Genomic DNA, 13,855 nt, shown 5'->3' on the forward strand with positions numbered 1-13,855 from the left:
ACTTAAGCTCCCACCTTGCGGCCGATCCGGGTCAGCGCATCCACCCAGACCGAGAAACCGACCGCGGGGATCGGCTCGGCCGATCCAAGCTGGGTCATCAGCCCGTCATAGCGGCCGCCGGCAACCAGCGGCTCGGCGCCGTTGCCGCGGTGATGCAGCTCGAATTCGAAGCCGGTGTAGTAGTCGAGCCCGCGCCCGAACGCGGTCGAGAACCGCGTCCCCTTCACATCGATGCCGCGCGCCGCCATGAAGCCGACCCGGCTTTCGAACTGGTCGATCGCAGCACTGAGGTCGAGCTTTGCATCAGCGGTGAGCGCGCGCAGCTCGGCGACGGCTTCGTCGGGGTTACCGGATATCGACAGGAAACGCTTGAGCACGGCGATGGCCTCGCGCGGCAGCGCGCCGCCCTTCAGCGTCGACTGCTCGAGGAAGCGGTCGGCAATCTCGGCGGTGGTGCGGCCGCCGACATTGGTGGTGCCGGCGATCGACATCAGATCGGTGACGAAAGCGAGTGCCGCCTTGCGGTCGGAGCCGGCAAGCGCCGCGAGCACGCCCTCATATTCGCTGCGGGTCGCGGTGGTTGCGGCTGCCAGCCGCTCCAGATCCTGCTCCAGGCTGATCTTGCGGTTGAAATCCTTGACCAGGCGGCGGCGCCAGACCGGATAGAGGTCGAGTGCGTCGAGCAGCGCGTTGAACAGCGCCACGTCGCCGGTGCGGATCTCGACGTCGCGGACGCCGAAGGCGGCGGTCGCCTCCAGCGCCAGCGCCAGCATCTCGGCATCGGCCGCAGCGCGGTCCTGACGGCCGAACGATTCGATGCCCGCCTGCAGGAATTCGCTGCTCTGGCCATTGCGGTAGCGGAACACCGGGCCGAGATAGCTGAACCCGGCCGGCTGGCCGGCACGGCCAGAGCTGAGGTAATCGCGGGCCACCGGAATGGTCAGGTCCGGGCGCAGGCACAGTTCCTCGCCGGAGAGGTCCGTGGTCAGGTACAGGCTCTTGCGGATGTCCTCTCCGGAGAGGTCCAGGAACGGTTCGGCCGGCTGCAGGATGGCGGGCTCGGCCCTGACATAGCCGGCCTGCGCGAACGACAGCAGCAGCGTGTCCGCCCAGGCGGCGGAGCCGGCAGCATGTGAGGTGGCAGTCGCAGTCATCTCAGGGGTCCATCGTCCCGGTGGAACCGGGCAGGGCAAGCAGGGGAAGCGAATTGCCGCAGGCCTTAGCATGGCCCGAAAGCGGTTTCGACCTCCAAAGGATCAATCGCTTAACAGCGTCGGAGCGACGCGCAGTCAGCACAGGAGGCGAAGCTTGAATTACGTCTCTTCCAATTGGGGTAGAATAATACCCTGTGCATCACGCTCCGCGGACCCGGATGAATAGGGACCCTCATTCATTTCGGGGCAGGGACGTCTCGGGGCGCTACCAAGATGAATGGGTCGCAGGGGCGGAAAGCTCGGCCGGCTCGACCGCAACTTCACCCGCGAGCTGCTCGGCCCGTTTGAGAATGCTCCACCGGTCGCATACTCAATTTGGGTAGGGGGACGATCCGTTCGCAGAGCCTTCGTTTACAATGCGAGTTGGTTTCCGATTCATGTGCAACGCAACCGATGGTATCCGGTCGCGCGACACACGCTGGCCTATATGCTGTTTTCGATCTGCGACATTTCCGGCACTAAGACGAATTCGATCCGCTCAACCTTCTGATCGTTCATGCCATCTCAATGCTCCGCGACCTGCGGCGCGCCGGCGTCAGCGGGCCGGATGATTTGCGGGGCGCTAAAATCGCCCTTTCCAAGAAGAAGGCCAGGTAAGCAGCAGAACATGGATCAAAGCCGTCTAGTCCCTGCTCGCGAGGGAATGCAAAAGAGAGCGGCGGATCGCTTGATGTCGTTCCAGGATCTCAAGCCGTCCTCGGCGCTCGAGCTCAATTCCTATGACATCGATCATTTCGGCGAGACCGAGAAATACGCCGGCGCATCGAGCATGCCGTTGTCGGCCGGGGTGACAGCGATCATGCGTGCCCGGCTCACCTTGCCGACCCTGACCCTGTCGCTGTTGAAAACCTTCCCCCGGATCATTCGAGGCTATCAGTTCACCAATGCTGCCGCAGTGGCGGTACCGATGGATCACGTGACCTCTGCCCGCATCAACGGGCAATCGATGGGCGGTTCTGTCCTCGTATTGAAAGGTGATTCAGATTGCCTGGTGCATGAGCCGGAGGGGCGTCTGCTGGCAGTGGTCTACTTCAGTCCATCCGGGCGGGAGCCATTGCCTGAATTAGGCGATGGATGCCATTTGCTGAATCCGGCGCCGGACGTGCTTGCCTCGCTACGCCGTCTGATCTCGATCTCGCTTGAAACCGCAGCAAATGACCCAGACTTCCTGAACGAGCCGGCTTCGCAAACGATTGTCGAACAGTCGCTGCTCAGCACGATGGATGCGGCGATCTGGTCCAGTGTCGCAACCGGACCTGTGTCATCCACCACCGAGCATTATCGGCGGATCGTGGCTGATATGGAAAAACTGATCCGGCGCGATCTGATGATCTGGCACAAGACGACCGAACTGGCGGCGCAGGCGGGCGTGTCGGTCCGGACTCTCCAGAGTGCGACACGGGCCATCTGCGGCATGAGCCCACATCGCTATAGCCGGGTGTTGCGCCTCTGGTCGGTGCGCAAGCAACTGCGCACCGGCCGAGCGGGCCGGAGTGTGAAGTCCTGTGCGCTTGCGCATGGTTTCTGGCATCTCAGCGAGTTCGCAGCGAGCTACAGAGAGGCTTTCGGAGAGTTGCCTTCCGAGACCCTGAACCGATCGCTACGAGGTGAATAGCACGGTGCGGTCGCCCTCCACCTGGTTCGCTGGCCTTGGGCTGCAGATGATCGGGAGCCGGAAGGCCAACCAATTTTTGCCTTAGCCGCGTTCGCCACCCCAGTCGCCCAGCACCGCCTGCACCAGTGCCAGCGCGGCCACCGCGGCCGTGTCGGCCCGCATGATCCGGGGTCCCAGCGCCAGCCGCAGGATTTTCGGCTGCCGCAGCAGCAGCGCCCGCTCTTCCTCGGCAAAGCCGCCTTCGGGGCCGATCAGCACGTCGATTCCGTCCGCCCTCTGTGCGCCTTGCAGGCTCTGAATGGGGTTTTCGAGCTCCGCCGCCTCGTCGCAGAAGATCAGCAGCCTGCCGGCGGCGCGCTGGCTGAGGAAGCGCTCCAGCGGCATCGGCTCGGCAACGGTGGCGATGCTGAGAATGCCGCATTGCTCGGCCGCCTCGACGACATTGGCGCGCATCCGATCGGTATTGACGCGGGAGGCCTGGGTGAACCGGGTCAGCACCGGCTGAAGCGAGGCCGCGCCCATCTCGATGGCCTTCTGCACCATGTAGTCGAGCCGCGCATGCTTGAGCGGGGCGAAGACGTAGGCGAGGTCGGGCAGCCGGTCCTGCGGCCGGGTCTGCTGGAGGATGACGAGGCCGTCCGGCCGCTTGCGGCCTTCAATGGCCGCCTGCCACTCGCCGTCGCGGCCGTTGAACGCCAAAACCTCGGCCCCGGCGGCAAGCCGCAGCACATTGCCGAGATAATTGCTCTGGTCGCGGTCGAGCCCGACCCTGCCGTCCTGGGCGAGGGGGGCATTGACGAACAGGCGGGGGCCGCGGAAATCGTGAGAGGGCATCGTTCAAAGGTCCGATTTGGCGCCGTTCTTAGCCGAAAGCAGTCCTTTCGGGGTAAATTTTGCCAAAATGGTGCGTCGGCGCGCCGCGCTCCTGCCCTATTCAACGGGTTGTTAAGCGCCGGCGGGAATCGTAAAATCGCGAGCACGCTGGTTGCGCTTCAATTGGGAAGACGCCGAACCCCGCAAGCTCCTGCCGGAGAGACTGCCTTGATGATCCGTCATTTGATGGTTCCGATCACTGCCGCCATGGTCACGATGGGCGCCGTTTGTGCCTATGCGCAGGGTTTCCCCGCGCCGCTGCCGGGCCAGGCCCCAACCAGTTCCGCGTTTCCGCCCGTGAACGGCTCGGCGCCCGTCGCCTCCGTCGGCGGCGCGCCGCAATCCTCCTTCCCCGTGAACGGCGCCGCACCCGTCGGTGGCGCCGGCGCCTTCAGTGCGGCCCCGCCGACGCAAGCCGGTCCCGGCGAGGACTGCATGAAGGCCTTCATGCCTCTGCGCGAGGATGCCGAGAAGCGCGGCAAGCTGATCAAGGCCGCGAGCGACCGTCACGCCCCGCCTGACGAGGCCTGCAAGCTGATCCGCAATTTCAGCCAGGCTGAGACCAAGATGATCAAGTACATCGAGGCCAACGCCTCGAAGTGTGGGATTCCAGCGCAGGTCGGCGCGCAGATGAAGGACGGCCACAAGAACACCGAGGCCATGACGGCGAAGGTCTGCAACGTCGCGCAGCAGATGCAGAACCAGCCGCGCGGTCCGGCCGGTCCGTCGCTGAGCGAAGTGCTGGGTTCGGGCTCGGCGCCCGAGGCCAATGCGGGCAAGAAGGGCGGCAGCACCTTCGACACACTCAACGGCAACGTCCTGACCCGATGATACACGTGCCGCCGATTTGAAGTTCCTACGGTGCCCGCCGCGAGATCCTCATAGGAACTTCAAATCGATAAGCGGCACGTGAATTATAATTTCTTGCTAGTGCCCTTGTCGTTTTCGAAGTTCGCACCGGAATACGCCGCGATGGAATACGAACTTCGAAAACTGGGCACTAGCACATCCGCCCGAGTTGCCGATTCCACCGGCAACTGGGTCGATACGCGTGCGCCGCAATGGGCGCGGCCTTATCTGCGCTTGTCCCGCTTCGATCGTCCGATCGGCTCCTGGCTCCTGTTGATGCCGTGCTGGTGGTCGGCGGCGCTCGCCGCCGGCATGGCCCATGACGTCCGCGGCCTGCCGCTCACCATCGTCCTGTTCTTCATCGGCGCCTTCGTGATGCGGGGGGCCGGCTGTACCTGGAACGACATCACCGACCGTGACCTCGACGACAAGGTCGAGCGCACCCGCTCGCGGCCGCTGCCGTCGGGCCAGGTGAGCGCGAAGCAGGCACTGGCCTTCATGGTCGCGCAGGCGCTGATCGGGCTCGTGGTGTTGCTGCAGTTCAACCGCTTCGCGATCCTGACCGGCATCGCCTCATTGCTGATCGTCGCGATCTACCCGTTCATGAAGCGCATCACCTGGTGGCCGCAGATCGTGCTCGGGCTCGCGTTCTCCTGGGGCGCCCTGATGGGATTTGCCGTCACCTTCGGGCGCATCGACGTCACCGCGCTCGTGCTCTATGCCGGCGCGATTTCCTGGGTGATCGGCTATGACACGATCTACGCGCATCAGGACGCCGAGGACGATGCGCTGATCGGCATCAAGTCCACCGCGCGCCTGTTCGGCGCGCATACGCACCAGGCACTGATCCTGTTCTACGGCCTCGCGGTGCTGCTGATCGGCGTGGCGCTGGCGTCAGGGGATGCGCGCTGGCCGGCCTGGCTCGGACTTGGGGCCTTCGCCGTGCATCTGGTCTCGCAGATCGCACGGCTGAATATCAGCGACGGCGATCTCTGCAAGCGCCTGTTCTACTCGAATCGCGATGCGGGGCTGTTGCTCTTTGCGGGTTTGCTGGCCGACGCGGTGGTGCGAGCGGCCTAACTCCGCGCGATGATCTCGCGCTCGTCGCGATGCACCGACAATTCGCGTGCGACGCCGGTGCGGCGGCGCATCAGAAATTTCGGACGGCGGTGGCGGATCGCGTTGGCGCGGCGACGGCGCGGCGCTGGTCTGCGGGCGCCTTCGTCGAGCTGCGGAAGCGCGAACAGCTCGCTCCAGATCGCCCAGGCCTCAACGAGTTCGTCGCCATCGGCGCTGACCAGCAGCGGAATGGAGAGCGAGGGATCGCGATGCACCAGGACGAGAGTCTGGGCCTCGTCGTTGCCGCGCAGCGCGACGCCGGTGAAGTCGCTGACGCGGACGTTGATCGCCATCCGCATGCCGCGGACGGCACGGTGCAGCACGACACGTTCGCGATGAAGCTCGATCTGCCGGACATATCCGTCGGCGCGCGGATCATGCGCATCGAAGCGGACCGGAAGGGAAAGGGGGTCGAGCCGCAGGGAGCGGCTCGACCCGGCGGGATTGATCCCGCTTGTTGCTGTTTGACGCCTCACGGCTTTAGTTCTCCCCGCCAGGATTATGTTCCCGGTCGATGCGAGGACCTTAGCGCGAGCCTTTCCGAAACCGCTTAAAAAGGCTGGTTAATCCAACCTCACCGCCGCTCATGATTGACAAGACCTTGGCACGCATGATTGACGAGACGTTGCGCGCAAGCTGCGAATCTGAGCTTTTGGTGGGCTGAAAATGCTTGAAGTCCGCGCGATCAGGGCACATCTGTGGGTTCCGGTCCCGCAGCCCGCCTCAACAGGATTTCGTTTGTGAACCCTTCACCAAGCTCGACGCTTTCGTCCAAGGATTCGTCCACAGCCGGTCGCGACCTGTTCGACCAGTCTGCGCTCTCCGATCTCGCGCAGCGGCTGGTGGAGGCTGCCAGGCGCGCCGGCGCGGATGCGGCCGATGCGGTCGCCGTGCGCGGCGTCTCGCAAGGCGTCGAGGTGCGTGACGGCCGGGTCGAGGAATCCGAGCGCTCCGAGGGCGACGATGTCGGCTTGCGCGTGCTGGTCGGCCGGCGCCAGGCGGTGGTCTCGACCAACGACGCCAGCGGCGATGCCGTGACCAAGCTTGCCGAGCGAGCGGTTGCGATGGCGCGTGTAGCGCCCGACGACAAATATGTCGGCCTTGCCGATCCCGCACTGCTCGCGCGCGACTTCCCCGATCTCGATCTGCTCGACCCCGACGTGCCCGCGACCTCGGAACTCGAGCGCCGCGCACTCGAAGCCGAGGCTGCGGCGCTCGCTGTGAAGGGCGTGACCAAATCCGGTGGCGCCTCGGCCTCCGCCGGCATGGGCGGCATGGTGCTCGTCACCAGCACCGGCTTCCACGGCTCTTATCTGCGGTCCAGCCAGGGCATCTCCGCCACCGCCATTGTCGGCGACGGCACCGGCATGGAGCGCGACTACGATTTCACCTCGGCGCCGCATGGTGCGGACCTTTTGTCTCCGGAGATCGTCGGCCGTTCCGCGGGCGAGCGCACCGTGGCGCGCGCCAATCCGCGCAAGGTCGAGACCTGCAAGGTGCCCGTGGTGTTCGATCCGCGCGTCGCGGGCTCGCTGGTCGGTCACGTCGTCGGCGCCATCAATGGCGCTTCGATCGCGCGCAAGACCAGCTTTCTGAAGGACAAGCTCGGCCAGCAGCTGTTCGCCAAGAACATCCGCATCATCGACGATCCCCTGCGCAAACGCGGCCTGCGCTCGCAGACGTTCGACGCCGAAGGCGTCGCCGTGAAGAAGATCGCGCTGATCGACGAAGGCGTGCTGACGACCTGGCTGCTCGATTGCGCCACCGCGCGTGAGCTCGGTCTCACCACCACCGGCCACGCCCATCGCGGCGTCTCCTCCTCGCCATCGCCCGGGCCGTATAATCTGCATCTTGAACCCGGCACGCCGACCCCGGCCGAACTGATCTCCGACATCAAGCAGGGGTTCTACGTCACCGATCTGATCGGCTCGGGCGTCAACGGCGTCACCGGCGATTACAGCCGCGGCGCCTCCGGCTTCTGGATCGAGAACGGCGAGCTCACCTATCCCGTGAGCGAAGTGACGATCGCCGGCCATCTGTTCGAGATCTTCAAGTCGATGCAGCCGGCGAACAATCTCGAGTTCCGCTACGGCGTCAATGCGCCGACGGTGCGCATCGAGGGTTTGACGCTTGGGCGGACGTTGACGCGAACGCAACAGGTGAAGCCATCCTGACGCGCGACGCGGCGCTGCTGCAAGAGACGGTGCGGGAGGCGGGCGCACTCGCGCAGTCGATGTTCCGCACCGAGCTGAAGAAGTGGACCAAGGGCGCGTCCTCGCCGGTCTCGGAAGCCGACATTGCCGTCAACGATCTCCTGGAATCGCGCCTGCGCGCGGCGACGCCCGACTATGGCTGGCTGTCGGAGGAGAGCGCCGACGACGAGGCGCGGCTGTCGCGCCGGCTGACCTGGATCGTCGATCCCATCGACGGCACCCGCAACTACCTCAACGGCCATGACGAATGGTGCGTCAGCGTGGCGCTGGTCGAGGATGCCTCGCCCGTGCTGGCCGCAGTGTTCGCGCCGACGAGCGATGAGTTCTTCTTCGCCGCCCGCGGCCAGGGCACGACCCTCAACAACGTGCCGGTGCGGGCGAGCGCGGGATCCGAGCTCGACTTCTCGCGGGTCGCGGGTCCGAAGCCCCTGGTCGAGCGCCTGAAGCCGTCACTGGGCGAGATCAAGCTGCATCCGCGAATCGGTTCGCTCGCGCTGCGGCTGTGCCGGGTCGCCCATGGCGCGCTGGATGCGGCTTTTGCGGGCGGCAACAGTCATGATTGGGACCTTGCGGCGGCGGATTTGATCGTGCAGGAAGCCGATGGTAGGATGAGCGATCTCTCCGGAGATCCCATCCTCTATAACCGCCGGCAAGTCACGCATGGGGTGCTGGTGGCAGCGGGGCGCGATCGTCATGCGAACATTGTCTCGCATTTTCGAAACCGCCCCTTGCCGTGACGCGCTTTCTCGTGCTTGTCGAACACTGCTTTGCCGGGCAGCCCGTTAGGAAAAGAACCGATGCCAGATAGTGCCCCGCAACAACTGCTCCACCTCGTCGTCGGCGGCGAGCTCGTCGATCTCGAGCACAACACCTTCAAGAACCTCGACGACGTCGAGATCGTCGGCCTCTATCCGAACTATGCGACCGCGCACGCCGCCTGGCGCGCCAAGGCGCAGAGCACGGTCGACAACGCCCAGATGCGCTATTTCATCGTCCATCTCCACCGGCTGCTCGACCCGAATCAAGAACCGGCGCGTTGAAAAAGCTGCTTCGCAATACGCTGAGGAGCAGCTTCGTTCAGCGTGCCGTCGGAATCCTGGCGGCGGAATATCTGCGCCTGGTCTGGCGGACGAACACATTCACGTTCGATCCGCCTGACGTCTATGACCGCGTCGAACCGCAGATCCCGGCGATCTTCGCGTTCTGGCACGGCCAGCATTTCCTCACCCCGTTCATCAAGAACAAGGACTGGTACAAGGCCAGGGTCCTGATCTCCCGTCACCGCGACGGCGAGTTCAACGCGATTGCCGCCGAGCGGCTCGGCATCGGCACCATCCGCGGGTCCGGCGACCATGGCAGCGCGTTTCACCGCAAGGGCGGGGTCGGTGCCTTCAAGGAAATGGTGCGGACGCTCCAGGACGGTTGTAATGTCGCGCTGACCGCCGACGTCCCCAAGCGCTCGCGCGTGGCCGGGCTCGGCATCATCATGCTGGCACGGGAATCGGGGCGGCCGATCATGCCTTTTGCGATGGCGACCAGCCGCTTCGTCCGGCTCAAGAACTGGGACCGCACCACCATCAACCTTCCGTTCGGGCGGGGCGCGCTGGTCGGCATCAAGGAAATCCACGTTCCGCCGGATGCGGACGCCGCCACTATGGAAGCGCTGCGGCTCGAGCTGGAGGAGACCTTGAACGAGGCGACCCGCCAAGCCTATGCGCAGCTCGGCCGGCCGGGACCTGCAGATGCCTAAATCGCTGCCCGGCTCGCTGCCGTTGACGCTGCGGATGTACCGGCGCCTGGCGCGCGGCCTGGTGCCGCTCGCGCCTGTGCTGATCAAGCGGCGCCTGAAGCAGGGCAAGGAAGATCCCGCGCGCGTCGGCGAGCGGCGCGGGCTGTCCCGGGACGTGCGGCCGCACGGTCCGCTGGTCTGGATTCACGGCGCCAGCGTCGGCGAGGTCCTCGCCGCGGCGGCCCTGATCGAGCGCTTGCGCGATCTGAACCTGCGCATTCTGCTCACCTCGGGCACGGTCACGTCGGCTGCCATTGTCGCAAAGCGCTTTCCGCCCGACGTGATCCATCAATACGTGCCGTATGATTCCCCGCGTTATGTCGCGCGCTTCCTCGACCATTGGAAGCCGTCGCTGGCGCTGTTCATCGAATCCGATCTCTGGCCGAACCTGATCCTGGCCGGCGCCGCGCGCCGCGTGCCGATGGTGCTGATCAACGGGCGGATGTCGCCGCGTTCGTTCCCGCGCTGGCGCCGCATGCAAGGCACCATCTCGGCGCTGCTGTCGCGGTTCGACATTTGTCTGGCGCAGTCGAAGACCGATGCCGAGCGCTTCGCGGCGCTCGGCGGCCGCGACGTCGTCACCACGGGCAATCTCAAGCTCGACGTTCCCGCGCCCCCGGCCGATCCCGCCAAGCTCGAACGGCTGATGGCGACGACGCGCGGGCGTCCGATCATCGTGGCGGCCTCGACCCATCCGGGCGAGGAGGAGATGCTGGTGGCGGCGCATCGCAGCCTCAGCGGTTTCTTCCCGCAGCTCCTGAGCGTGATCGTGCCGCGCCATCCGGATCGCGGCTCCTCGATCACGGGCCTGATCACGGCGTCCGGCCTGAAGCCGGCCCTGCGCTCGCGCGACGAGCTGCCGACGGCGGCCACCGACGTCTATGTCGCCGACACCATGGGCGAGCTCGGCCTGTTCTATCGTCTCTCGGACATCGTGTTCATGGGCGGATCGCTGATCCACCATGGCGGCCAGAATCCGATCGAGGCGATCAAGCTCGGCGCGGCCATCGTCCATGGTCCGCACGTCTTCAATTTCGCCGACGTCTACGAGGCGCTCGATCACAGCGGCGGCGCGCGCCAGGCCGACACCCAGGAGCTGCTGATCAAGCAACTCGGTCAGCTGCTCGCCGATCCTGCCCTGCGCCGGAAGATCCAGCAGTCGGGCGCCGGCGTGGTCGAGGATCTCGGCGGCGCACTCAACCGCACCATGACCGCGCTCGAGCCTTATCTTCTGCAGCTGCGGATCGAGATGGGGGCCGCCAATGCGTGAGCCGGCCTTCTGGTACCGGCCGCGTTCCCTCGAATCGTACGCATTGAGCCCGCTCGGTGCGCTCTACGGCGCGATCACGGAACGGCGGATGCTGCGCGAGGGCGTCGACGCCGGCATCCCCGTGATCTGCGTCGGCAACTACCATGTCGGCGGCGCCGGCAAGACCCCGACCGTGCTGGCGCTGACCAAGCTCTTGCGCGAGCTCGGCGAGACGCCGGTGGTGCTCAGCCGCGGCTATGGCGGCAGCCTCAAGGGCCCGGTGATGGTCGACCGGATGCGTCACACCGCCTCCGATGTCGGCGACGAGCCGCTGATGATGGCGCGCGACATCCCTGTTGCAGTTGCGCGCGACCGCCTCGACGGCGTCGTGCTGGCGAAGTCGCAAGGCGCCACCGTGATCCTGATGGACGACGGCTTCCAGAACCCGCGTCTTCTCAAGGACACCTCGCTGATCGTGATCGACAGCGAACGCGGCCTCGGCAACGGCAAGGTGTTTCCGGCCGGTCCGCTGCGTGCGCCGCTGAAGGCGCAGCTCGCGCGCACCGACGCGCTGGTCCTGATCGGCGGCGGCCGCGCTGCCGACGATGTCGCCGCCGAGCTTGCCAGGCGCAACAAGCCGGTGCTGCGCGCGCGGCTGAAACCGGATGCCGAATCGGTCGCAAGACTGTTGGGCAAGCCGGTGTTCGCGTTCGCCGGCATCGGCGATCCCGAACGGTTCTTCCGCAGCTTGCGTGCCGGCGGTATCGAGGTCGCGCGCACGCGCGCTTTCGCCGATCATCACGTGTTTTCACACGACGAGATCGCAGCCCTCGCCGCGGACGCGCAGCGCGAGCAGCTGACGCTGGTGACGACGGAAAAGGATCTCGCGCGGCTGCACGGCCGCGAAGGCGTGCCGGATGACATCGTGCCTTTCGCCGTCCAGCTCGAATTCGATGACCCGGCTGCGCTCCGGCAATGGATCAGCGATCATCTCTACAAGGCGCGGGAGCGGCGATTTTCAAGGCGATGATCTCGTAGGGTGGGCAAAGCGAAGCGTGCCCACCAATAATGCTTCCGGTTCGACGGTCGAGATGGTGGGCACGCTGCGCTTTGCCCACCCTACAGCACCACCATTCACGCGACATTCATCGCAAAACTCCTATCGATCTCACACGATCAGGAGACTTCAATGAAACAACCGCCCGCCGCCTCACGCTTGCGGCTTGGGCGCGCCCGGGTAATGCCGTTCGAGCACGGCGGCGGGTGTGGCGTAGGCTTCCTGCAAATCCACGCTCCAGTATTTCAACTCGTCGAGCGGGATGCGCGTATCGGTGATCGCGCAACGCACGAAGGTCCCCGGCGAGATCACGCGGAAATCGCCGTCGAGATACTGCACCTGCGCTTCGCCATGGCCCGAGGGGCCGAACTTGTTCAGCACGGTCGAAAGTCTCCGTGGAAGGCCGCTCCGGAATCACATGGGAGGGCACGATGTGTTGGACGGGATGTAGCATAGATACGGTGGCTTGTCCGCCCGGTAAACCCACCGGTTTGTGATGTTTTGGCGCCGTTTCCGCATGATAGTGCTTGAGCGAAGGATCCAACGGCAAAGTTCGATGCGCCTTCCGTTCACCGCCCTGTTCCTGACGTTCCTGATGTCGGCCGCGCAAGCGTCGCCGGCGCCGCAGCCGGTCGAGATTCCGCTGGCGTCCGGCGTGCTGCATGCGCAGCTCTACAAGCCCGAGGGCACCGGGCCGTTTCCGACCGTGATCGCGCTGCACGGCTGCGGCGGCCTCGGTGGCCATTCCGATTCCGTCCTGCCGCGCTATCGCGAATGGGCCGAGCGGCTGCTCAAATCCGGCAACGCCGTCCTGCTCCCTGACAGCTACGGCTCGCGCGAACTCGGGCCGCAATGCCGCGTCAAGGAGATGCACGTCAAGGCGCGGCGCGAACGCGTCACCGACATCGCGGCGTCGCGCGCCTGGTTGATGAAACAGAGTTGGGTTGCACGCGACCGCGTCAGCCTGATGGGCTGGGCCAATGGCGCCAGCGCGCTGCTCTGGGCCGTGCGTCCGCAGAGCCTCGCGCGCGATGTGGGCCCGGATTTCCGCGCCGCGATCGCGTTCTATCCGGACTGCAGGATTTCCGCAGGCCTCGGGTGGAGCACACGGGTGCCGACGCTGGTGCTGATCGGCGGCAATGACGATGTGTCGTCGCCGCCGGCCTGCCGCCAGATGGTCGATGGTGCGCATGGCCGCAGCGCGCTCGCGCGCATCGTGGTCTATCCCGGCGCCTATCACGATTTCGACCGCGCCAACACGCCGCTGCACGCAGCCGCCGGCAGCCTTGATGCCGCCGCGCCCGAGCACGGCCATCTCGGCACCGATGCGCAAGCGCGCGCGGAATCGCAGAAAGAGGTCGTCGAGTGGCTGGCGCGTTGACGGCAGTGCCGTAGCCCGGATGAGCGTAGCGATATCCGGGAAGGTCCGTCCCGCATATCGCTGCGCTCATGCGGGCTACATGTGCCGAGCGGGCTCGCCGCGCCGTAGCTCGTGAGAAGCGAAGGCGGGGCCGCCCTTGGGAACAACAGCGGACAGCCCCGCATCGACCACCGCCCTGCACGGAAAATGGCCGACCGTGACTCTACGGATGGCGCGCCGGGATGGTTTCAGCCCGTGACGACGCCATCATTCGACCACGATGTCGATTAAACGCAGTCCCATGCGCAACCGCCTCGTCCTGTTCTCCTCCGCCCTGATCGTCTTCACCGTCGTGGTCTTCCTGTTCGAAGCCCATCTCTTCGAAGCCCATGCCGGCGCGCCGCAACTCGCGCCGGAACATTGCGGCTTCTGGACCACGATCGACGCGGGCTTGTCCTGCCGCTGAGACGCGCAGTCTCGTAGCCCGGATGAGCGTAGCGATATCCGGGGCCGCCTG

15 protein-coding genes are annotated in these 13,855 nt (G+C 65.6%); 11 read left to right on the forward strand and 4 right to left on the reverse strand.

What is annotated here, in order from left to right; translation table 11 throughout:
• Window positions 1-2 precede the first annotated feature (2 nt).
• Entirely contained in the window at window positions 3-1,154 is a 1,152-nt protein-coding gene (locus ACVIN2_RS25730) for an ATP phosphoribosyltransferase regulatory subunit (RefSeq protein WP_456767703.1), read from the reverse strand.
• A gap of 730 nt (window positions 1,155-1,884) precedes the next feature.
• On the opposite strand from ACVIN2_RS25730, the gene ACVIN2_RS25735 reads away from it, so the two are divergent.
• Window positions 1,885-2,829: a helix-turn-helix domain-containing protein gene (locus ACVIN2_RS25735; protein WP_456767704.1), complete on the forward strand. Its 945-nt coding sequence runs from the start codon at window positions 1,885-1,887 to the stop codon at window positions 2,827-2,829.
• Window positions 2,830-2,910: 81 nt separating this feature from the next.
• Here ACVIN2_RS25735 and ACVIN2_RS25740 read toward each other — a convergent pair whose 3' ends face one another.
• Window positions 2,911-3,663, reverse strand: a complete 753-nt coding sequence (locus ACVIN2_RS25740; RefSeq protein WP_456767705.1) for a 16S rRNA (uracil(1498)-N(3))-methyltransferase — start codon at window positions 3,661-3,663, stop codon at window positions 2,911-2,913.
• A 210-nt stretch (window positions 3,664-3,873) separates the two neighbouring features.
• Here ACVIN2_RS25740 and ACVIN2_RS25745 point away from each other — a divergent pair, with 210 nt between their 5' ends.
• Together ACVIN2_RS25745 and ubiA are read left to right on the forward strand one after the other, a co-directional pair.
• On the forward strand, window positions 3,874-4,533 hold the full coding sequence (locus tag ACVIN2_RS25745; RefSeq protein ID WP_007596938.1) for a hypothetical protein: 660 nt from the start codon (window positions 3,874-3,876) through the stop codon (window positions 4,531-4,533).
• A 141-nt stretch (window positions 4,534-4,674) separates the two neighbouring features.
• Window positions 4,675-5,631 (forward strand): 4-hydroxybenzoate octaprenyltransferase, encoded by a 957-nt coding sequence (gene ubiA / locus ACVIN2_RS25750; protein WP_456767706.1) that lies wholly within the window; start codon window positions 4,675-4,677, stop codon window positions 5,629-5,631.
• On the opposite strand, the gene ACVIN2_RS25755 is transcribed toward ubiA, so the two are convergent.
• Window positions 5,628-6,146, reverse strand: a complete 519-nt coding sequence (locus ACVIN2_RS25755; RefSeq protein WP_456767707.1) for a DUF6101 family protein — start codon at window positions 6,144-6,146, stop codon at window positions 5,628-5,630. The two genes, ubiA and ACVIN2_RS25755, sit on opposite strands and share 4 nt — an antisense overlap.
• Window positions 6,147-6,410: 264 nt before the next feature.
• On the opposite strand from ACVIN2_RS25755, the gene ACVIN2_RS25760 reads away from it, so the two are divergent.
• From ACVIN2_RS25760 to lpxK, 6 genes are read left to right on the forward strand one after another with little or no spacing between them, the layout of a single operon-like run.
• Window positions 6,411-7,844, forward strand: a complete 1,434-nt coding sequence (locus ACVIN2_RS25760; protein ID WP_456767708.1) for a TldD/PmbA family protein — start codon at window positions 6,411-6,413, stop codon at window positions 7,842-7,844.
• Window positions 7,838-8,620, forward strand: a complete 783-nt coding sequence (locus tag ACVIN2_RS25765) for an inositol monophosphatase family protein (RefSeq protein WP_456769807.1) — start codon at window positions 7,838-7,840, stop codon at window positions 8,618-8,620. Before ACVIN2_RS25760 ends, ACVIN2_RS25765 begins: the two co-directional genes overlap by 7 nt.
• Window positions 8,621-8,680: 60 nt before the next feature.
• Entirely contained in the window at window positions 8,681-8,923 is a 243-nt protein-coding gene (locus ACVIN2_RS25770) for a DUF4170 domain-containing protein (RefSeq protein ID WP_007596929.1), read from the forward strand.
• Complete coding sequence (locus tag ACVIN2_RS25775) at window positions 8,920-9,633, forward strand: lysophospholipid acyltransferase family protein (RefSeq protein ID WP_456767709.1); 714 nt, start codon at window positions 8,920-8,922, stop codon at window positions 9,631-9,633. The genes ACVIN2_RS25770 and ACVIN2_RS25775 overlap by 4 nt, the downstream gene beginning before the upstream one ends.
• Window positions 9,596-10,942, forward strand: coding sequence for a 3-deoxy-D-manno-octulosonic acid transferase (locus ACVIN2_RS25780; RefSeq protein ID WP_456767710.1), 1,347 nt, complete (start codon window positions 9,596-9,598; stop codon window positions 10,940-10,942). The genes ACVIN2_RS25775 and ACVIN2_RS25780 overlap by 38 nt, the downstream gene beginning before the upstream one ends.
• Window positions 10,935-11,951 (forward strand): tetraacyldisaccharide 4'-kinase, encoded by a 1,017-nt coding sequence (gene lpxK / locus ACVIN2_RS25785; protein WP_456767711.1) that lies wholly within the window; start codon window positions 10,935-10,937, stop codon window positions 11,949-11,951. Before ACVIN2_RS25780 ends, lpxK begins: the two co-directional genes overlap by 8 nt.
• A gap of 180 nt (window positions 11,952-12,131) precedes the next feature.
• Here the strand turns inward: lpxK and ACVIN2_RS25790 are convergent, their stop codons facing one another.
• Entirely contained in the window at window positions 12,132-12,359 is a 228-nt protein-coding gene (locus tag ACVIN2_RS25790; RefSeq protein ID WP_007596922.1) for a DUF2093 domain-containing protein, read from the reverse strand.
• Between the two features lie 175 nt (window positions 12,360-12,534).
• Between ACVIN2_RS25790 and ACVIN2_RS25795 the strand changes: the two genes are divergently transcribed.
• Both ACVIN2_RS25795 and ACVIN2_RS25800 read left to right on the forward strand, forming a co-directional pair.
• Window positions 12,535-13,359, forward strand: coding sequence for a dienelactone hydrolase family protein (locus ACVIN2_RS25795; RefSeq protein WP_456767712.1), 825 nt, complete (start codon window positions 12,535-12,537; stop codon window positions 13,357-13,359).
• A 280-nt stretch (window positions 13,360-13,639) separates the two neighbouring features.
• A complete protein-coding gene (locus tag ACVIN2_RS25800) occupies window positions 13,640-13,804 on the forward strand; it encodes a hypothetical protein (RefSeq protein ID WP_456767713.1) in 165 nt (54 codons plus the stop codon).
• Window positions 13,805-13,855: the final 51 nt, after the last annotated feature.

It is taken from the genome of Bradyrhizobium sp. USDA 3650 (assembly GCF_054057395.1).